The organism is Candidatus Saccharibacteria bacterium oral taxon 488, assembly GCA_010202845.1.
Lineage (GTDB): Bacteria > Patescibacteriota > Saccharimonadia > Saccharimonadales > Saccharimonadaceae > Nanosynbacter.
Genome location: CP047921.1, coordinates 158,979 through 177,851, shown reverse-complemented (window position 1 = coordinate 177,851; position 18,873 = coordinate 158,979). Strand labels below are relative to the sequence as shown.

Below are 18,873 nucleotides of genomic sequence, written 5' to 3'. Positions count from 1 at the left end.
CTTATCTACCTTACGTTCACTACTCTGCTTAAGTCGTTCATTCAAGTTTTCCTATTCCCTGATCATCATTCTCTTAGTGTCCTCATCGCCTCCACTATCTCCTCATGAACGATTCCATTGCTTAATACCGCCCCGCAAATATCCTGATCATACCGCTGCTCCCGGCCGAAGAGGTCAGTCACCTTGCCGCCAGCTTCCTCAACGATAACTTTTGCTGCCGCAATGTCAACATTTTTACCCTTCGTGCCAGCAAAGACCGACGCGGCGAATCCACCACGCGCTACTAAGGCTGCCGCGTGCGTCGTGCTTCCTAGCGCCGTGACATATGCACCCTTCTCATACGCTAACTTGTGAATCACCCGCATAACATCCCACTCTGCACTTGGCCACCAATCCACATTCATCCCGGTCATCCCACCAAAACTCTTCTTATTCACATAAATCTGTTTACCATTCATAAACGCACCCTGGCCACGGACCGCCCAATACAAATGGTCACTAAACGGCGCATAAATGACACCAATTTCTGGCCGGCCATTAATCACTAGCGCTAACGAGAACACCGATACCGGTAACTCCATCGCAAAAGGTACCGTACCGTCAATCGGGTCACATACCCACACATAGTCCGAGCCACGGCGAGCACTCGCTTCTTCACCGTCAATATCATGGTCTGGATATCGCTCGGTTACTCGCTGGATCACAAGCTGGTTGATTTCCTCATCGGCAATGGTCACGATCGTATTGTCGGCTTTAAAGTGAGCATTCGGTTTTTTACCAAAATATTTTTGCATAATGTCGCCCGCTTCGTGCGCTACACTTTTTGCAAAATCAAGCCATTCTTGTTGTTGGTTGGTCACAATTTACTCCTTAATAATATATTTCTTAGTGTCATCGCTACTGTATCATCCAGCACTCGCACTCGATCCCTATGTCGATCACTATACCCAAGCGCACCCTTCTGATTTGTATAGAGCGTTATGTGCGGAATGATAAACTCTGCCCGCGGGATCAGCTCACGAATTGCATCACGCCAAGTCTCTAGTTCATCCCATCGAGCGAGCGCGATAATCGTTTGTCGGTTAGTCGTGTCATCCTTTAGCTTAAGAAAATCACCGGTCAATTCTGGCTCTGTGGTCATTGCCGCACCAGCTTGACACGACACCTGTTCCAGTCGTCCATAGCCGGCCTCATCGAACCCGTACTCCTCACGCACCGCAAATAACGACAAATGGAATTCATCATCTTTGAGCAACAACCCCACCACCCGACGTGGAAAACCTATCGCACGCACCAAATCAGTCGTATCATACATGATATAATCATGTGTCTGATCAATGACAAAATTGTTCACTCGACTGTTACACATACATCCCTTCATATTGAGCAGCTCCTATTAGTATCAAACGAGAACTCTCTCAAACAAAAATCACCTCTCTTGACTTCGAGAATCCGCTGGAGGTGCTTCAAACGGACGGTACCATCTCGATTCCAAAAGAAGTGATTCTTCCGTGGGTTTCGCCGAGTTGATCGGTATCCACGCACTCTTTTAGCGCTTAATCGTTCACTTTGTCGCAGTGAGTCGCGGCGGGGTCTAATCTCAGCCGATAAAAACTGATTTCTTCCCGCAGGCTTCGCGGTTGATAGCCGCTCATTTCGCGCCGGTATCGCCAAGATGATCATTCACCTGACACACGCGAAAACGCCCTACGACAATTGTAGCGCGTTTTCGCCAAAACTCCAAGAGGACTATTTAACCTGTAAGCCGCCCAAAATACACTCACCCCTCAGGTGGATTGTCTTTTTAGCAGAAGACTTCGGCGCAGTTTTATCCTCACTGCCGCCCAAAATACCGCGAACATCATTTTGGACAATTACGTCGTCCGGCAAACTAATGCTGGCGCCGCCACAAAACGTAAACACATCAATCATTGCACCGTCCTTAATCTTTGCCTGACGTAGATCCAACTCCACACCGCCAAATATCGCCGTCACCGAGCCGCCAGTATAATCGCCTTTCACCCGCGATTCTTCGCCGTAAAAAATTGCAACTTTTTCGTTATCGCTACCATCAGCGGCCAGCTTTTTAGATCGTCTGCGACCCCCAGACCCGATACTCAGCATGATTACCAAGCCAACAATGATTAATATCACTGGCCAAAATAGCTTCCAGACACTAACATTAATCACATTATAGGTGTTCAGTCCGATCGCCGTACCAACAGCTATCAACAGTAACCCCCACACCCAGGCCGCTGGTCTACGGGAGCTGAATAATGCTGATAAACCAGCCAGGAGAAATATACCTGCCCAAAAAGTACCCCAAAATAGGTGCCAGTTATCAAAGGTAATAATCCCGAGATTCCGCAGCAGCAGAATCCCGCCGAGCGCCACGATGGTAATGCCCAAAAACGCTCTGATGAGAAAATTTTTCTTCATATGCCTAGTATACGGATACTAGTACCATTATTCAATACGCCTACTCTTAATTTATGCGAATAGCTCACGCCCGAATGTTGCCAAAATAACAACAACGATCACAACGGTCACTAGCGCCAACAGGAACGTGTCAAATCCCCGGTCGACAAATTTTCTCATACGCCTACCGCCAACCATCCTAGTCACCACATTATATCTAGTCAGTCCGTAACAGACCAGCAGCATACCTGCGTCCAGCGTCAAACACCACGGACACAACGCGCCAATTTCAACATAACTCATATAAAACATCCAACCAGCAAACAGCAGGCCCGCCACCGCACCAAGCTGCGCGCCCCACATAAACCACTTCGGGAACTTCGCACCCGCTAGCAACGCCACCACAATTGTCACCATCACTGGTAGCGTCATCATACCAATAAAACTATTAGGAAAGCCGAGTAGTGTCGCCGACCAATGGTTTGCCACCGCCGAGCAGCTTATCACCGAATTCAAGTCGCAGTTCAATGCAGCATGCGAATTTTTAGCAAGCGTCAGCGCCTCGATCGACAGCACAAACGAAGCTAACAAGCCCAAGCCGCTGCCGAGCAGCAGCGCTAATGCTGCGAACTGCTGGCGTTTTGAATCTTTGTTTGAGAGCCACTTGCGCAGCATATCAAACATAAAAACTCACCTCACTAATCGTCGGTAGCGGTAATCCGCGCCACATATTCTGCATCTGACTATCAGCGCTCAGCGCGATAACGGTTGGGTATTCAACGATGTCGTATGTCCGGCAAAAATCGCTGCCCTCAGCCGAATCTGGGTCAAGCTCTTCAATCGTATGCCCCGTCTGCCGACTAAAGTCATGCAGAAAACTAGTGACTTGGCGCGCGTAATCACTTTCTGCCCGATATACGACAACGACTCGCATTATTCTTGTCCTTTCTGGCGGCGTTGTTCTAGTATCTTGACGAAATCATCCAGCGTCTCAAACTTCTGAAACACGCTGGCAAAACGTACGTACGCCACTTCGTTACGCTTAGCTAATTCATCCAGCACAAACTCGCCTATTTGCCGCGACGGCACTTCTGAGGCGCCCAGAGCATACAATTTATCCTCAACAGCCGTAATAATCGACTCGACTTCCTCGTCGGATTTAAGGAATTTGCCGACCGACTGGCGCACCGCATGCGCGAGCTTGACTCGGTCAAACAGTTCACGACTACCATTTTTCTTGATCACAATGAGGTTTGGCTTTTCTACTCGTTCATACGTAGTGAAACGCCGTCCATCCGGCGTCTCGCGGCGGCGGCGAATCGCCACGCCATCAGAAACCTCTCGCGACTCGATCACGCGGCTATCACCAATGTTAAATCCGCTCATTTATTCCTCCTTGTTCTTTTTGCGGCGGCGAAGGAAGGCCGGCGTATCATCTTCGTCCGCCTCATCCTCAGCTGGCTGATCCCAGATGTTATTTTCCTGCTCAGACGTAAAGTCCGTCGCTCCGCTCTGCTCACTGAGCTCCAGATCAATCCCTTCAACCACCTCATCATCAACTTCAGTCTCTGATTCATGCGACGCTTCACTCGTCAAACTCACCTCGTGATCATGATAGGTCTCACTATCAAACCCGGTGGCGATAACCGTGATGATCACCTCGTCTTCGAGCTCTGGCTTGAGCGTCGCTCCAAAGATAATATTGGCATCAGGACTGACCGCGCTGGTAATTACCTCAGCCGCCTCCTGAATCTCCGCCATGCTCATGTCATAACCGCCGGTCACGTTAAACAGCACACCCTTCGCACCATCAATCGACACCTCGATCAGCGGACTCTCGATCGCTTGCTGAGCGGCCTGCACCGCACGGTTCTCGCCATCGGCCCGACCGATCCCCATCAGCGCCGAACCAGCCCGACTCATCACCGCCTTGACGTCAGCAAAGTCGAGATTAATCAAACCATGCTCGGTAATCAGCTCTGATATCCCCTGCACACCTTGGCGCAGCACGTCATCAGCGATCTTGAACGTCTCGAGCAGCGGCGTCCGCCGATCAATCGTCTGCAGCAATCGGTCATTCGGAATAGTAATCAAAGTATCAACCTGGCGGCCCAGGTGAGTAATTGCCCAGTCTGCATTCACCCGACGCTTCTCGCCTTCAAAACTAAACGGTCGCGTCGCCACACCAACCACTAGGATGTCCATCTCGCGAGCGATCTCCGCCACGATATGCCCAGCGCCCGATCCGGTGCCACCACCCGCACCGATCGTCACAAACACCATGTCCGCACCCTCAAGCGCCTGGCGAATCTCCTCGCGTGACTCATTGGCTGCCGCCTCACCAACCATCGGATCAGCACCGGCACCCAGCCCATTAGTCGTAGTGTGCCCGAGATGAATCTTGACATCCGCCTTGGAATTGTGCAGCGCCTGAGCATCAGTGTTCATGGCGATAAACTGCACGCCAGTGAGCCCCGCATCCTTCATCCGATTGATGGCCGAACCACCAGCTCCACCGACACCGACAACTTTGATACTGGCAAACGTTTGAACTTCACTTGGTGTAATCTGCGGCATTTTCCTCTCCCTATCTTTCTCTTATCAAGTATACCATCTTTGTCTACTAGCTCCTACTTAAACCTCGCTAGCAATCGACTAATCATTCCGCCGGCTTTCTTTGTCACCGAACCCACTTTGCTCTGCGCGTGCTCAGCCCGCTCGGCCCCTGCCCCGTCAATGAGCATCAGACCAATTGCCGCTGCAAACTCCGGCCCATTCGCCTCGTCACTCACGCCCGCATATCCTGCCGGTACACCTAGTTTAGCTGCCACGCTGAGGCTATTTTTCGCAAATTCGACCAGATCCTTAACCTTAGCGCCGCCACCAACCAGCACCACACCGCTCGGCAGCCGTCCAATGCCGCCGGCCCGCTTCAATTCTTTGGCGACTAGCTCGAAAATCTCCTCGTAGCGCGCCTCGACAATCTCATCAATCTCGCTTTGTTCAAATGTGTATACCTGTTTGTCATGCTTAGTATCAACGCAACCAGCCTTACCGCCGCCCAGCCGGGCATGCGCCAATTTGACTGCCTCAGCGATCTCCGGGTCAGTCTTTAGCCCAATCGCCACATCATTTGTCACGTTCTGCGCTCCCATCGGGATCACCGCCACGTGCTGCAAGTCGCCCTCTTCAAATACTGCCACGCCAGTTGTACTGCCACCAATGTCGATAACCGCCACGCCGTTCTCAATCTGCGACTCACTGAGCACCGCTCGCGCTGCCGCCAACACACTTGGTGTCAGGCTTGAGGCAGTGACATTCGCCATCTCGGCCGAGCGGCGTAAATTCGCCACATACGGCGTCAAGCCCGAGACCACATTTGCTCGTAGCTCCAGGCGCGTCCCGCTCATCCCCACCGGATCCTTAATATTGTCCTGCCCATCCAGCCGATAGGCATGCGGCACAATCTCCAAAATCTCTCGATTCGCCGGCACCTTCCCAGTGGTTGCTACCTCCTCAATCCGCAGCACGTCCTCGTCCGTCACTTCACCGCCACTCATCCCCACCGCGATCATACCATCGGCCTTGGTGCTCAGAATGTGCGACCCATTGACACTCAGCGCCGCTGCATTAATATGATGACCGCTCATGCGTTCGGCCGCCTCAAGCGCCTTGTCAATCGCTGCCGCCGGCCCCGTCAAGTTCGATACCGCGCCCTTACGCATGCCGCTATTCTCACTAACGCCAACACCAACGATGTTCGGCAGCCCCGACTCCCCGATATGCCCAACCACGCAGCGCACGGTCTTCGTACCAACATCAATTCCTACCACATATCGAGATTGTTCTTGCATATGCTTAGTATACCAGATAGCCTAGAGTGTCGTCAAAATCTCCGCACCCGTCTCAGTAATCAATACGGTGTGTTCAAAATGTGCACCCAAACTGCCGTCTTTCAAGCTAATCGTCCAGCCGTCGTCCTCGGTCACAATTTTCTCACTACCGAGGCTGGCCATTGGCTCAATAGCAATCGTGTCGCCTGCGTGCAGCACTGGCCCGGTACCACGCCGGCCATAATTTGGAATCTCTGGGCTCATGTGCATTTCCAGCCCCACGCCGTGGCCAACCAGCTCGCGAATGATACCCAATTTAGCTTTCTTCAACACCGCTTCCACGCCCGCCGAAATATCGCCAACGCGCGTCCCGTCACCGGAAATCGCATCAATTCCCGCATACAAACTCTGTTCCGTCGCGTGCAGCAAATGTTTTTTAGCACCACGCGGTTCTTCATCAACCACCATGGTAAAGGCGCTGTCAGTTTTCATGCCGCGGTAGCCGATCACCAGGTCAAAACTCACCACATCACCCTTCTCAAACACATAGCCTGTCGGAAATGAGTGCACCAATTGCTCATTGGTCGACACACAGATCACCCCTGGGAATTTTACCTCATCTGTCAAATATGTCGCTTCCGCGCCGAAATCCTTAATTCGCCCATCCACAAACGCATTAACGTCCAGCTCGCTCATTCCAGCCGTCACCCGCTGGCGCAACTCATCATAAATCGTCGCCAACATCCGCCCGCATTCGCGCATATCCTTCATCTGCTGCGGCGTTTTTTCGCCAGTAATTAGAGTTGGCATGCGTACGCCACCTCTTCATAAATCCGATCATGCACTTCGCCAGCCGTACCGACGCCATCCAAATGAACAATCCTAACGCCTGCCTCAGCAAAAATCCCCAACACCGGATACATTTTTTGCCGATAAATCGTCATTCGCCGGGCAATTGCCTCTGGCGTGTCCTCCAGCCGGCCGCGCTTCTCTAGCCGCCGCATAATCTCCGCCTCCGGCACTTCCAGTGAAATCACTGTATCAATTTTCTCATTCATCCGCGCCATGTAATCATCCAGCCACGCCGCCTGCTCCTTTGTCCGCGGAAAACCATCAACGATAATATTCGAATATTTTTTATCGCGCGCCTCCTGCACCGCCTGTTCAAACACTTGGTAAATCAATTCATCGCTTACCAACTCGCCCGAGCGTAAAATATCAATCACCGCCGGATCATTACTGCGGCGCAGCATCTCGCCAGTCGACAGCCACTTCCAACCCTGGCGCGCCGCTAACATCTGCCCCTGCATACTTTTACCAGCCCCCGGCGGCCCAAATAATAAGATCATCCTTTGCTCCTTTTCTGTGTTGTTATTGTTTTGCTAGCGTTTCTTTGGTAATTTTCGCAATCAAGGCGCCGTCAGCCGCATTGCCGGCTTTAGTCTTCACCGCGCCAATCACCTGACCCATTTGCTGCATCGTCGCACCCAAATCAGCAACCGCTGCCTCGACCATTGCCCGAATCTCGTCTTCGCTCAGCTGTTTAGGCAAAAATTCCTGTAAAATTGCCGCCTCTTTCTCCTCTGGCTCAGCTAGTTCCGCCCGGCCATTTGCCCAGTATAACGCGGCACTTTCTTTGCGTTTTTTAACTTCACGGGCAATAACCTTCTCGACTTCTGCATCGTTTAGGCCCTCGTCGCGCTTACCGAGCGACACCTCCTCATTAAGAATTGCCGCCTTCAAACTACGCAGGACATCACCCCGAAAACGATGCCGCCCTAGAAGAGCGGCTTTCATCTCATTAGCAATACGCGCTTTTAGCGCCGACATTAACGCGTTGCCCCCATACGCATTCTGGCTGTTTTCTCGGCCCGGCGCTCACGGCGAATAATAGCTTTCTTGCGGCGCTCAACCTTGGAAATCGGCTTGGCAAATCGCATCACCGACTTTGCCCGCGCAAGGACACCGCTCTGCAGCACCCTGCGATTAAAGCGACGAATCACATTCTCGTTCGCTTCCTTCTGATCTTTACGTGTAACTTGAACCATACTTTTTGCATTATAACAGATGAGAAAATATTTGACAAATTAGCATCTAAGATCGGTTAGACTGAGCACGAAAAGACGCCACCCGATATTTATCCGTGCGGCGTCCGGCAACTAATTTTAGCCCAGCCAACTAAAGCTGCTCTTCTTCAGAGGTTTGGCTATCTTTTTTGTATGTTGCCTCAAACGCACCTCTTTCAATAATATATCTTTCTTTTTCACCATTACTGTTCTCAATTTGACTTTCTACAATTATGCAATTAGCCCCACCTGTCTGTTGACCACCCCACGGCGCATCAATGACAATCTCTTTACCCTCTGGGTTCTCCATACACTTCACAACATTTTTAGGCAAATACTTACCATTAGCAGCTACACCATTCTCTTCCGTAAGTGGCTCATAGAGGTTATGAAAATCTTTGGCATTTATAATATAACGCTCGCCTTTCTCGCCCGTAACGATTGCATCACCAGGATTCGCTATATTAACCGTCTCAACTCGCTCTGTTCCGTCTTCTTCTGTGATAACTGTTTCTACCTTCTGAGTGGTTTCTGAAATCTCAACCTCAATAGCCTTATTGGGATCTTTGATCTTACTATAAGTATCTTTTACTTTAGAAAAATCTAATGTAGATAAGTCCAGATGAACTGGTCCATTCTCCCTATCGACCTCGGCCCAATTAGCAGCGTTTGGATTTGGACTTCCATTGCCATCGGTATGCTCATAATTTTGTGTCATGTTTGTTTCCCTCTTGTGTTTAGCAAATTTTATATTACGAATTCATGCTACTCTCTTTTTTGTTATTTGTCAAGTTACTGACATTACCGGAGGGAAGCGCGTAGTTTCGATACATAACATCGTTGCTAATTTCACAACGAAAAATCTACCATGCTCAAGCGACTAGTTGCTACATTCAAACAAAAGTTGTAATTACCACATCAATCAAACAAAGCCACGTGAACGAGCCGCCCCTCGACCGTCCGCACTCCCTGCCATTCGTTGATGGTCGGCTGGAACCACGCCGCCACCTCGTCGCCTGGCTCGCGGAAAAACTCCTCTGGCGCGTTGAACGCCAGCATCTGCAACACTTTACCATTTTTATCACGCAGCGCTAATTTAACGTGTTGCCCGTCCGCGCCCATTCGTCGCATGCTCAAAACTGATGCCCTGGTAATTTTTAGCACTGGTTCGGGATTACCATTGCCAAATGGCTCCATTTTCGCCAGATTTGCCACCAATTCCTCATCAATTTCCGAAAAATCATCAATTTCTACATCAGCTCGCGGCAGCAAATATCGCTCTTGATTTGCTAGTTGCAGCGAATCATAAAACTCATTCACGCGACGACGAAAATCACCAATCTTTTTAGTTGCTAGCGTCACGCCCGCTGCCGCTCCGTGCCCGCCACCTTTGATAATAATGTCATCCGCCGCCCGCACTGCATCGGCCGCTGAAAAATCACCAAAACTGCGCGCCGAACCCGTTGCTTCCTCGCCGCGCTCGCCAATGATAAACACTGGCTTTTTATATTTTTCCACCAGTTTCGACGCCACGATGCCGATAACACCGTGATTCCAACCATCACTACTCACCACCAACACTCGATCATCAGCCAGCTCCTCAGCTTGCATACACGCTTCTTCAAAAATCGCGTCCTGAATACCACGCCGCTTAACATTTAACTCCTCCAACTTCTCACTCGCCTCCAGTGCCGCCAGCCCATCGCGCGCCGTCAGCATATCCAACGCGTGCTGCGCTGTTTCCAACCGCCCCGCTGCATTCATCCGCGGCCCCAAGCCGAACCCCAGATGCCTGGCATTAACCTGCCCCGGTTCAATACCCGCCACCGCCATCAACGCTTTCAGTCCTGGACGTTGTTGTTTTTTCAACACCTCCAGACCCCAATACACATTTGCCCGATTTTCATCAGACAACGTCACGATATCACACACCGTCCCCAGCGCCACCAAATCCAGCAGCCATTTTTCATAACCATCCGGCAAACCATCCAGCTCAGTCTGCAGCGCCTGCACCAGCTTGAACGCCACGCCCGCACCGCACAAATCACGAAACGGATAGTTGTGCCCTGGAAATTTCGGATTCACCGCTGCCACACTCGGCGGTGGCGTTTCGGCAACGTTGTGATGATCCGTCACCACCGTATCAATCCCCAGACTCTTAGCATATGCAATTTCCGCATGGCACAAACTACCAGTATCCACCGTCACAATCAAGTCCGCGCCCATATCACGCACCTTGTCCACCGCACCCATAGTCATACCATAGCCCTCGACAAACCGATTTGGGATGAAAGCGTCGACGTCCTCAAAACCAAACTTGCCAAACGCATCCAGCAGCAGCGCCGTGGCACTCAGCCCATCAATATCATAATCACCGTAGATGACGATTTTTTCACCGTGCTCCCACGCCTGCCTCAACCGCGCCACCGCCTTTTTCATGTCCGGCAGCAAAAACGGATCATGCTTCACCGCCGTATAATCCGGCTGCAAAAAAGCCTCGCGCGCTGCCCGCGTCGTCAGGCCTCGCGCTGTCAAAATCTGCTCAAATAATGTCATCAATCTCTATCAACCGAGCCGCGCTTCGGCCGGGCCGCATGTTGCTGCGACTTAATCACCATACTCTGTAATTCCTTGAAAATTGGGAATTGTTTATTCGTAAAGTATGCCCGCGAATTGCCTTGCTTCTCACTCCTCAGGAAACCAACTTTCTCCAGCCGCTTGAGCTCGCGCTGAATATTACCCGGATCTTCCTTGATCAGCTTGGCTAGCCCCCGAACATGCGTATGAAAATCAGGATACTTGGCATACACAACTACGATTTTGCGTCTCACTCGTGATGTAATAAAAATGTCAAGCATTCTCTCCCCATATTCCCTTTCGCTATCACTCAGTGTATCACAATTTTACAACACCCGACAAGCTTTTTTGACAATTATACGCCCTACCCTTCAGCATACGTGCTTACACCCTAAAACGCTCATGATTATATTCAACCAGCCAGCGCGGTATAATAAAGCAAGACATGCACTACTATTTGGTATCACCAATCAAGATCATTCGTGCCGATGCGCATTCGTTTACCTATGCACACCCCGAGCGGTTGCCAGTCGGTGCGCTGGTCGTTATAGAAGTTGGCTCGGCTCATTGTGTTGGTATCATTATGTCAGCAGTCGTTAAGCCTGAGTTTACGGTTAAAGAAATTGTCCAGATTTTAGATGACGCTCCCGTGCCGCTACCGCTCATCCAAACGGCTCTGTGGATGAGCAGCTATTATCATACGCATCTCGCGACCATCTGGCAAACCATTCTGCCACGCGGTTTAACGAAAAAGCGCCGTCACCCGCCCTCACACACCACCGGTCCGCAGGCCTCACAGCCACCGACGACAGCGCTCACGCTCGACCAAAGAGCCGCCGTCACCGCCATTGACGACATGCTCCCTGGTAGCGCGCTGCTACATGGCGTAACTGGATCTGGCAAGACGCGTGTCTACATCGAGCTCGCCAGGCGGCTAATGGACGAGGGCTTATCGTCAATTATTCTGGTGCCAGAAATTGCCCTCACCTCACAGCTTGTTACCGAATTTGCGAGGTATTTCGACAATGTTATCCTCACCCACTCGCGCCAGACTGAAGCCAAGCGGCACGTGACTTGGCAAAGTGTTATCAATTCACGCGACCCACTCATCGTCATTGGCCCTCGATCGGCCCTGTTCATGCCCGTCCAGCAACTGGGCCTCATCGTCGTTGATGAATGCCACGAACCCAGCTTTAAACAAGAGCAATCGCCCCGCTACTCAGCGCTGCGTACTGCGGCTATTCTCGCTCGCCAGCATGAAGCCAAGCTCGTTCTCGGCAGTGCCACCCCTACGATCAGCGATTATTTTCTGGCAAAAACCGCTGGCCGGCCCATCATAACCATGCCCACACCCGCCCGCTCAGACGCCGTTAAACCGCGCATCTCGCTGGTTGACATGACCAAGCGCACAAACTTTACTCAGCATTTCTTTCTCTCCGACCAGCTGCTCTCGTCTATCACTAACTCGCTGAATGACGGTAATCAAGCCCTCGTTTTTCACAATCGCCGCGGCACCGCCGCTATCACCCTATGTGAACAATGCGGCTGGAATGCCGGCTGTCCGCGCTGCTTCGTGCCACTCACACTACACGCCGACCAGCACCGGCTCCTCTGTCATATCTGTGGGTTTGCTGCACCTGTACCCACCAGTTGTCCCGAGTGTCGTCATGCCGATATCATTCATAAAGGCCTCGGCACCAAGCGCATTGAGGCAGAATTACGCAAGCTCTTTCCCGCAAGCACCATCGCCCGCTTCGATGCTGATACAAGTACCCACGACGCAGCTGATAAGCGCTACGATGAGCTCAAAAACGGTTCAATTGGCATCATCATTGGCACCCAAGTGATCGCCAAGGGCCTCGATCTACCGCACCTACGCACTGTTGGTGTCGTCCAAGCCGACGCCGGGTTGACACTGCCTGACTTTTCCTCGAGCGAGCGCACCTTCCAGCTACTGGCCCAAGTCGTTGGCCGCGTTGGCCGCTCCCATCATGCCACCGACGTCATCGTCCAGACCTTTCAGCCGGATCATCCCGCCATCCGTGATGGACTCGCCCAAAACTACACCGATTTTTACACCCGCACTATCGCCCAACGACGCGCTACTGGATTTCCGCCGTTTGTCTATCTGCTCAAATTAACCTGCGTCTACAAAACCGAAGCCGCCGCTATCCGCAACGCCAAAAAGCTTGCCCAGACACTGCGAGCAGCTGCCCCAGCCGACGTACACATCCTCGGCCCAACACCGGCATTTTATGAGCGAGTCCGCGACACGTACCGCTGGCAGCTCATTCTCAAAAGCCCCCGCCGCAGCGACCTCGTCAGTCTCCTTGATCTCGTACCACCCGCTCATTGGCAGGCTGAGCTCGACCCAACCAGCCTCCTCTAACCACCTGTGCTATAATAATCACAATGACTAAAGACGATATTATTGCCCTACCCAATCCACATCTCCGCCAAAAATCAGCTAAAATTCACGTCATCACTGACGAGGTGCGCCAGTTATCAGCCGACATGATCGCGGCTGCTCTTGACTGGGAAGATTCTCGCCCTCATGAAATCAGCGCTGCCCTCGCTGCCATCCAGGTTGATCATCTCGAGCGCGTCATCATCGTCCGCAGCGACTTTGATGACAAAGCCACTCGCGAATTCACCACCCTGATCAACCCCGAAATTGTCAAATACGAGGGAGAAATTGTCGCCGATTTCGAAGGCTGCCTCAGCGTCAAGCACGTCTACGGCAAAGTTCCCCGTCATTCTAAAATCCGCGTCAGGGCTCTTGACCTCGACGGCAACGAGATTCGCCTCAAGGCCGAAGGTTTCCTCGCCCGTGTCATCCAGCACGAGATCGATCACACCAACGGCGTCGTCTTTATCGACCATATCCGCGACCAGCACGACGCTTTTTACACGCTCGATGATTCTGGTGAATTGCAGCCGCTTGATTACGAAGCCGACATCAAAGATAATGCTCAGCTGTGGGACTAACATGCCGCCAATCATCTTTTTCGGCACCGAAGCGTACAGTCTAGTTACCCTCAAGGCGCTCTACGAGGCAGGATTTGCCATTCACGCCGTCATCACCAAACCCGATATGCGTAGCGGCCGCGGCCATAAGCTTACCGAACCACCAGTCAAGACCTTTGCCCGCCAACATGGCATCCTCGTCTGGCAGCCCAACAAGCTCCGCGACATTATCCCCGATATCACCGCCCTCCAGCCTGTCGCTGGCGTCCTCGTCGCCTACGGCAAAATTATCCCCCAGTCAATCATTGACCTCTTCACTCCTGGTATTATTAATCTCCATCCCTCGCTACTGCCAAAATGGCGTGGCCCTTCGCCCATTGAGGCCGCCATTGCACACCAAAATTCAGAAACCGGTATCTCCATTATGCAACTTGACGCCCAGATGGACGCTGGCCCAATTTACACCCAACACCGTCACCCGCTCACTGGCACTGAAACCAAACCGCAGCTATATGATGAACTGTTTGCTGCCGGCAGCGACCTGCTCGTGCGCACGCTGCCAAGTATCCTCACCGGTACGCTCCAGCCGACCCCGCAAAACGACACCGATGCCACGTATTGCCAGCTGCTTTCCAAGGATATGTCACTCATTGACCCGACGGCAATGACCGCAGCCGCCGCCGATGCCCATGTGCGGGCGTATCTCGGCTTTCCACGTAGTCGTCTGCGCATTCATGACCGTGAGCTCATTATTACCAAAACTCACGTCTCAGACGCTCCAGAATCGCCGCTGAGCGTTAAGTGCTGTGATGGACGATATCTTGCCGTCCTCGAGCTGATTGCCCCGAGCGGCAAACAAATGGCCGCAGAGGCGTTTCTCCGCGGCCATCAAGGCTAAGTTCATGATCTAAGGCAGCTAAAGCTCGCTCTAAGCTTGCCCCGGCGCCGAGGATGCACTCATACCGCCTAAAATAGCCTCGCGGTTAGTTATAATCTCCTTCTTCAGCTCATCCATCGTTGCCGCCACCACGTCGCGATAATCAGGCCGGTTTACCTCCAGCCACTTCGTCGCCGCAAACTCGTCTTTTAGACCAGGATTATTCGGATCAGCCTTGGTCGCCTGCACCAGCCGCTGGAACATTGGCTCCTGCTGGTAATTTGGTGCGTGTTTGGCGAGAAACTCATCTACCGCGCCCGGCGCCTTGTCGATAATGTTCGCAAACTCATCCAGCTGCGCGTCGGTCATCCCCTGACTCAGCCGCTCGCCGACCCGTAGCTCCAACTCACTGTAAATATGCTGCAAAAACGGCTTCTTCTGCTCATCTGGCAGCTGATCTAGTCCTAATTCTTTCAAAAAATTATCGTCTAGTTGGAACATATCGTCTCCTTTGCTTCACTGCTCTTTTGTCTATTATATCAATTCTTCATGTTTATACCAACTCACTGCTTATGACGAGTAAAAGCCAGCTCCAACAAACAGCACTGGCTTTTACGTAATACCGTCCCCTCTACGAGGTTAATGTACCTTAGTTTGTAGCATTTGTACTACTTTTTCGCCTTACCTGACGTTTCGGGATTGGGTTCGGTGGCTGTTTTCGAGACACCTTCACCTTGACTCGTTGTTCTTGATCGACCGTATTGCCCGCGCCATCAGATGACTTCGGGGTCGTATCTATTGACGAAGTTGGTTCGTTGATGGCTAACACTCGAATAAGCCATCCACCAAGCTTCTTAAGCATACGCCCTTTTTCCACATTTTTCTTGTCCGCCTCACTGCTACTACTTTCCGGCTGCTCCCCACCGCCATTCTTATTCTGTTCTGACTGTGAATTAGGCTCTCCATTATTATAAACAGCAAGATCCAAGGACGGGTCGTATTTTGGCTTGTAGTTTTCAGAATCTTTAAGCAAGTTAATAAGTGTCCTTTCCTTGCCTATCAGAGCCTGTCTCACATCACTGGATATTGAGGGATTAGCAAGTGCTAATTGCGTATCCCTTAATCCAGCGTAAATAGTCCCACGGTTGTTATACCACTTACTCACCATTAGCAGCTGCGACCGCTTCTCTGGAGAAGCATCTTCAGAAGCTGACTTGTAGGCATTACTATACCAGTTAGCAAAGCCCATATTCTTCCTATACTCTTCAGCCGCCAGCAAACGAGTTACATCTAATACCTCGTCATCATTTCCGTCCTCGCCAGAAACTGGACGCCCCATCGTCTTAATCTCCGGCTTATTATTTTCCATCTCACCGATCTTAGCAATAAGCTTTTCTTCCTCCTCTAGGAGCGCCTGTCTATTCTCAGCCGATGTGGCAGGATTGGCGAGAGCCTCTTCTGTCCACATCAACCGCCTACAGGACGCAAGCATTTCCATGAACCAATCTGCTAACCTGTCAAAATCCTTGTTAGCCTGCTCTTTAAGTTCGTCAGGGAGAGATCGGATGAACTCTTCGCGCCCGTCGAATATTTTTTCCGATTCGTCCGCATAGTCGTCTACTTTACGCTTATATTCAGCTTGTTTTGCCGCGTGAGCCTCCAGATCCGGGCCGGCGCCGGCGCCATTTTCACCAAGACCTGGTTCTCCACCCTCCGGTAGTTCGGGAGCAGGTTGGCTATCCTTTAATGACTCAAGAACGTCGTAGACATCCTGGGTTGGCTTCGGTGGGGTTTGTAGTAGTGATCGTGGCCGCACCGGCTTCACCGGAGCTGTTGGCACGGTCTGGGTTGGCTCGGACTGTGTCGCCGGGGCAGACTCTGGGGCTTGAGGTGTAGCTGGGAAAGAAAGGGTTCGCTGGGTGGCTGCTTTGGTGGCTTTTTCTTTAGCGACATTTTCGGCGTTATCCATGATCTTAGTAAGCTGACGGATACGTTGGTCGATGGCTTCTTGGCTTAGATCGTAGGTTTCGGCTCGTTCAATGAGTCTTTGGAGGATCTCGTCTTGGAGATCATCAGCCATAGTCTTGTCGCCACGAGCAAGGGCTTCTCCGGCAGCGGTTGCGAGGTCAGTGAGACTCGTGGCCTCACGCTCACGGCGTGCTTCGTTGAGGGTTTGGTTATAGAGGTCTTCTTCGGATGGAAGTAGGTTGCCATTTGGATCTTTGCCGTATTCGTCGGGGCGTTGGTTGAGATAGGCTTCCAAGTCATCTTGTGCGAGTTGAGCTTCTTCCAGTTGCTTTCGTCGGGCTGGATCAAAGAGTGCTTTGGCGTCGAGGTCACTGGCATTAAGCTTTCCTTTGAAGCGATCGTCTGAGTCTAGGGAATATGACGAGGAGGTTGCAGCCTCTGGGCCGAGAGACTCAGGGGAGGGTGCTGGTGGGCGGTTTGGGTTTTTGAGCATTGTGGTGGTTCCTTTCTGGGGGGGATTACAATCTAACGGTTACCATGCTATCATATATTTATATATAAGTCAATACTCTGTCCCTAACTATCTTCTGTCAAGGCATGAAAATTACCGAGCAGTTCACTGTATACGCTCATAAACATATCGCCAACTTCAACCCCCTGATGTCTCAACCAACTATATAGTTCTTCTTGATTGCCAGAATTAGTCATTTCATTGAGCTCATCCAACTGATTCTGGTCTAGCTCATTACCTACCCGCACTATCACTGCGTTGATGATTGATCGCAAGATACGGTCAATCTCACTTTCGACATACTCGTTATTACCGGTTATGCCAAAATCTTCCCGTATTCTTTCTGACGATAAATTATCCATATTTTACTCTTTCTTATTTATATTTATCTGATTGCCAATTATAATCTATACCCCCGCGCGAGGTGGACCTACCGGACCTCGTGGTGCAACTGGTCCCTGTGGGCCTGCCGGGCCTTGAGGTCCCTCGACACCAGTCGGACCTTGCGGCCCCTCGGCACCAGCCGGACCCTGGAATAGATTCGAGAGGAAGCCGCCAGCAATACCTGAAGCTACACCGAGGGCCACATTGCCAACGCGCCGTCTTATATTTTCTCGGCGGATTCCCTGCGTCCGTTCAGCGATAACATTATCAGCTTCTTCAAGTGTCTGATCTTGCTCAGCTTGGTCAAGCCGAACCATATCCTCCTTTGCATCGGCACGCGCTTGAGTCACAACACCGCGTTTATCCTGGCCTGCTTCACGCAAGCGACGGTATTTCACATTATGCATGTCATGGAAGAATCCAAGAGCACCACCAGCCACGCCACTAACAAAATGTCCAACAAATGGTATCTTATTAAGCACCACGCCGAGTAGGCCAACCTTGGCCGCCAAGTTCAGCGGTTTACGCATACTGCCCCTTTTCGGAGCTATGGTCTCTTCTAGCTCTGCAGTCGCGTTCATTGTCATCATAGAAGCTTCACGCGCAAGCTCTTTCCTTTTTTGCTCTATAGCTACTTGACGATCATGTTGACTCATATTCTCGTCAAGCGATTGCTCAAAGATATTCAAATAATAATCGACGAATCTCTTTGCACCGTCACGCCAGCGTTCTCTTACTGCCTCTGCATTCTTTTTATTATAGGCAAGGGTCTCTTCGTCCTTAGCGCCGTTTTCGCCATCTTTCTTATCTTTCTTATCAATAGTCCCTCGACGAGCATGTGCTTCAAATAGAGCCCGTTCATTCACGGTCTCCCCCCAATCAGCCAACATCTCATACTCACCCGCGTGCAATTCATTATTACTCTCACCGCCTTCACCGCCATCGTCTTCACCGCTACTTTCACCGTCGTCATTACCCGAAGATCCCTCTGGTCCCGCAGCGCCAGACCGTCGTGACTGATCACTATTATCCGGTCCGCCTGAAGCACCGCCGCCAAATATATCAAGCTGCTTATTAAGCTTATCAATCATACCATCTACTATTCCAATACGATGTAGCAGCCGACGCCCCTTTTCACTCTCCTTATCTTTAAGATCATCATACTCTTTCTGCAAAGCACGTCGCCGGGCCTCTAATCGACCGCGGTGATCCTTCAGCATCTTGATTCTCTGCTCCTCCTCGGATGGCTCACCTGCGCTCTCCGGCCCACCT

At 51.4% G+C, this 18,873-nt stretch carries 21 protein-coding genes and 1 pseudogene; 3 read left to right on the top strand and 19 right to left on the bottom strand.

Going from position 1 to position 18,873, the window contains the following annotated elements:
• Positions 1-65 precede the first annotated feature (65 nt).
• The 15 genes from GWK78_00910 to GWK78_00840 form a co-directional block, all read right to left on the bottom strand.
• The gene (locus tag GWK78_00910; protein QHU93594.1) at positions 66-860 is read right to left on the bottom strand and encodes a hypothetical protein; all 795 of its coding nucleotides are present in this window, start codon (positions 858-860) and stop codon (positions 66-68) included.
• Positions 857-1,354, bottom strand: coding sequence for a hypothetical protein (locus tag GWK78_00905; GenBank protein QHU93593.1), 498 nt, complete (start codon positions 1,352-1,354; stop codon positions 857-859). Before GWK78_00905 ends, GWK78_00910 begins: the two co-directional genes overlap by 4 nt.
• A gap of 395 nt (positions 1,355-1,749) precedes the next feature.
• Entirely contained in the window at positions 1,750-2,439 is a 690-nt protein-coding gene (locus GWK78_00900) for a hypothetical protein (GenBank protein QHU93592.1), read from the bottom strand.
• 51 nt (positions 2,440-2,490) lie between these two features.
• Positions 2,491-3,102, bottom strand: a complete 612-nt coding sequence (locus tag GWK78_00895) for a vitamin K epoxide reductase (GenBank protein ID QHU93591.1) — start codon at positions 3,100-3,102, stop codon at positions 2,491-2,493.
• Positions 3,095-3,352 carry a hypothetical protein gene (locus GWK78_00890; protein ID QHU93590.1) on the bottom strand — a complete coding sequence of 86 codons (258 nt, stop codon included), beginning with the start codon at positions 3,350-3,352 and terminating at the stop codon, positions 3,095-3,097. The genes GWK78_00895 and GWK78_00890 overlap by 8 nt, the downstream gene beginning before the upstream one ends.
• On the bottom strand, positions 3,352-3,804 hold the full coding sequence (gene nrdR, locus GWK78_00885; GenBank protein QHU93589.1) for a transcriptional repressor NrdR: 453 nt from the start codon (positions 3,802-3,804) through the stop codon (positions 3,352-3,354). Before nrdR ends, GWK78_00890 begins: the two co-directional genes overlap by 1 nt.
• A complete protein-coding gene (ftsZ, locus tag GWK78_00880) occupies positions 3,805-4,995 on the bottom strand; it encodes a cell division protein FtsZ (protein QHU93588.1) in 1,191 nt (396 codons plus the stop codon).
• Positions 4,996-5,048: 53 nt separating this feature from the next.
• Positions 5,049-6,272, bottom strand: a complete 1,224-nt coding sequence (gene ftsA, locus GWK78_00875) for a cell division protein FtsA (GenBank protein ID QHU93587.1) — start codon at positions 6,270-6,272, stop codon at positions 5,049-5,051.
• Positions 6,273-6,293: 21 nt separating this feature from the next.
• A complete protein-coding gene (gene map, locus GWK78_00870) occupies positions 6,294-7,061 on the bottom strand; it encodes a type I methionyl aminopeptidase (GenBank protein ID QHU93586.1) in 768 nt (255 codons plus the stop codon).
• Positions 7,049-7,600 carry an AAA family ATPase gene (locus GWK78_00865; GenBank protein ID QHU93585.1) on the bottom strand — a complete coding sequence of 184 codons (552 nt, stop codon included), beginning with the start codon at positions 7,598-7,600 and terminating at the stop codon, positions 7,049-7,051. Before GWK78_00865 ends, map begins: the two co-directional genes overlap by 13 nt.
• Before the next feature lie 22 nt (positions 7,601-7,622).
• Positions 7,623-8,081, bottom strand: a complete 459-nt coding sequence (locus GWK78_00860) for a GatB/YqeY domain-containing protein (GenBank protein ID QHU93584.1) — start codon at positions 8,079-8,081, stop codon at positions 7,623-7,625.
• Positions 8,081-8,299 carry a hypothetical protein gene (locus GWK78_00855; protein ID QHU93583.1) on the bottom strand — a complete coding sequence of 73 codons (219 nt, stop codon included), beginning with the start codon at positions 8,297-8,299 and terminating at the stop codon, positions 8,081-8,083. Before GWK78_00855 ends, GWK78_00860 begins: the two co-directional genes overlap by 1 nt.
• A 130-nt stretch (positions 8,300-8,429) precedes the next feature.
• Positions 8,430-9,035: a hypothetical protein gene (locus GWK78_00850; GenBank protein QHU93582.1), complete on the bottom strand. Its 606-nt coding sequence runs from the start codon at positions 9,033-9,035 to the stop codon at positions 8,430-8,432.
• A 200-nt stretch (positions 9,036-9,235) separates the two neighbouring features.
• Positions 9,236-10,873 carry a single-stranded-DNA-specific exonuclease RecJ gene (recJ, locus tag GWK78_00845; GenBank protein ID QHU93581.1) on the bottom strand — a complete coding sequence of 546 codons (1,638 nt, stop codon included), beginning with the start codon at positions 10,871-10,873 and terminating at the stop codon, positions 9,236-9,238.
• The gene (locus tag GWK78_00840; protein ID QHU93580.1) at positions 10,873-11,175 is read right to left on the bottom strand and encodes an ArsR family transcriptional regulator; all 303 of its coding nucleotides are present in this window, start codon (positions 11,173-11,175) and stop codon (positions 10,873-10,875) included. Before GWK78_00840 ends, recJ begins: the two co-directional genes overlap by 1 nt.
• A gap of 164 nt (positions 11,176-11,339) precedes the next feature.
• Here GWK78_00840 and priA point away from each other — a divergent pair, with 164 nt between their 5' ends.
• The 3 genes from priA to fmt are packed head-to-tail and all read left to right on the top strand — an operon-like array spanning position 11,340 to position 14,759.
• Positions 11,340-13,283, top strand: a complete 1,944-nt coding sequence (gene priA / locus GWK78_00835; protein QHU93579.1) for a primosomal protein N' — start codon at positions 11,340-11,342, stop codon at positions 13,281-13,283.
• Between the two features lie 23 nt (positions 13,284-13,306).
• Positions 13,307-13,882, top strand: a complete 576-nt coding sequence (gene def / locus GWK78_00830; GenBank protein ID QHU93578.1) for a peptide deformylase — start codon at positions 13,307-13,309, stop codon at positions 13,880-13,882.
• A 1-nt stretch (position 13,883) separates the two neighbouring features.
• Entirely contained in the window at positions 13,884-14,759 is an 876-nt protein-coding gene (gene fmt, locus GWK78_00825) for a methionyl-tRNA formyltransferase (GenBank protein QHU93577.1), read from the top strand.
• 30 nt (positions 14,760-14,789) lie between these two features.
• Here the strand turns inward: fmt and GWK78_00820 are convergent, their stop codons facing one another.
• The 4 genes and pseudogenes from GWK78_00820 to GWK78_00805 all read right to left on the bottom strand — a co-directional run bounded on the left by GWK78_00820 (position 14,790) and on the right by GWK78_00805 (position 17,750).
• Positions 14,790-15,239 (bottom strand): hypothetical protein, encoded by a 450-nt coding sequence (locus GWK78_00820; protein ID QHU93576.1) that lies wholly within the window; start codon positions 15,237-15,239, stop codon positions 14,790-14,792.
• 148 nt (positions 15,240-15,387) lie between these two features.
• Positions 15,388-17,199, bottom strand: coding sequence for a hypothetical protein (locus GWK78_00815; GenBank protein QHU93575.1), 1,812 nt, complete (start codon positions 17,197-17,199; stop codon positions 15,388-15,390).
• A gap of 83 nt (positions 17,200-17,282) precedes the next feature.
• Positions 17,283-17,579 carry a hypothetical protein gene (locus tag GWK78_00810; protein ID QHU93574.1) on the bottom strand — a complete coding sequence of 99 codons (297 nt, stop codon included), beginning with the start codon at positions 17,577-17,579 and terminating at the stop codon, positions 17,283-17,285.
• Positions 17,580-17,639: 60 nt separating this feature from the next.
• A pseudogene (locus GWK78_00805) lies at positions 17,640-17,750 on the bottom strand (DUF4183 domain-containing protein).
• Between the last annotated feature and the right edge of the window lie 1,123 nt (positions 17,751-18,873).

Excerpts from the sequence above, each read along its gene's own strand:
- GWK78_00865 (QHU93585.1), bottom strand. The coding sequence starts at position 7,600 with ATGATCTTATTATTTGGGCCGCCGGGGGCTGGTAAAAGTATGCAGGGG.
- map (QHU93586.1), bottom strand. The coding sequence starts at position 7,061 with ATGCCAACTCTAATTACTGGCGAAAAAACGCCGCAGCAGATGAAGGAT.
- GWK78_00820 (QHU93576.1), bottom strand. The coding sequence starts at position 15,239 with ATGTTCCAACTAGACGATAATTTTTTGAAAGAATTAGGACTAGATCAG.
- ftsZ (QHU93588.1), bottom strand. The coding sequence starts at position 4,995 with ATGCCGCAGATTACACCAAGTGAAGTTCAAACGTTTGCCAGTATCAAA.
- priA (QHU93579.1), top strand. The coding sequence starts at position 11,340 with ATGCACTACTATTTGGTATCACCAATCAAGATCATTCGTGCCGATGCG.
- GWK78_00895 (QHU93591.1), bottom strand. The coding sequence starts at position 3,102 with ATGTTTGATATGCTGCGCAAGTGGCTCTCAAACAAAGATTCAAAACGC.
- GWK78_00810 (QHU93574.1), bottom strand. The coding sequence starts at position 17,579 with ATGGATAATTTATCGTCAGAAAGAATACGGGAAGATTTTGGCATAACC.
- ftsA (QHU93587.1), bottom strand. The coding sequence starts at position 6,272 with ATGCAAGAACAATCTCGATATGTGGTAGGAATTGATGTTGGTACGAAG.
- GWK78_00850 (QHU93582.1), bottom strand. The coding sequence starts at position 9,035 with ATGACACAAAATTATGAGCATACCGATGGCAATGGAAGTCCAAATCCA.
- GWK78_00815 (QHU93575.1), bottom strand. The coding sequence starts at position 17,199 with ATGCTCAAAAACCCAAACCGCCCACCAGCACCCTCCCCTGAGTCTCTC.
- GWK78_00900 (QHU93592.1), bottom strand. The coding sequence starts at position 2,439 with ATGAAGAAAAATTTTCTCATCAGAGCGTTTTTGGGCATTACCATCGTG.
- GWK78_00855 (QHU93583.1), bottom strand. The coding sequence starts at position 8,299 with ATGGTTCAAGTTACACGTAAAGATCAGAAGGAAGCGAACGAGAATGTG.
- GWK78_00890 (QHU93590.1), bottom strand. The coding sequence starts at position 3,352 with ATGCGAGTCGTTGTCGTATATCGGGCAGAAAGTGATTACGCGCGCCAA.
- fmt (QHU93577.1), top strand. The coding sequence starts at position 13,884 with ATGCCGCCAATCATCTTTTTCGGCACCGAAGCGTACAGTCTAGTTACC.
- GWK78_00860 (QHU93584.1), bottom strand. The coding sequence starts at position 8,081 with ATGTCGGCGCTAAAAGCGCGTATTGCTAATGAGATGAAAGCCGCTCTT.
- recJ (QHU93581.1), bottom strand. The coding sequence starts at position 10,873 with ATGACATTATTTGAGCAGATTTTGACAGCGCGAGGCCTGACGACGCGG.
- GWK78_00840 (QHU93580.1), bottom strand. The coding sequence starts at position 11,175 with ATGCTTGACATTTTTATTACATCACGAGTGAGACGCAAAATCGTAGTT.
- def (QHU93578.1), top strand. The coding sequence starts at position 13,307 with ATGACTAAAGACGATATTATTGCCCTACCCAATCCACATCTCCGCCAA.
- nrdR (QHU93589.1), bottom strand. The coding sequence starts at position 3,804 with ATGAGCGGATTTAACATTGGTGATAGCCGCGTGATCGAGTCGCGAGAG.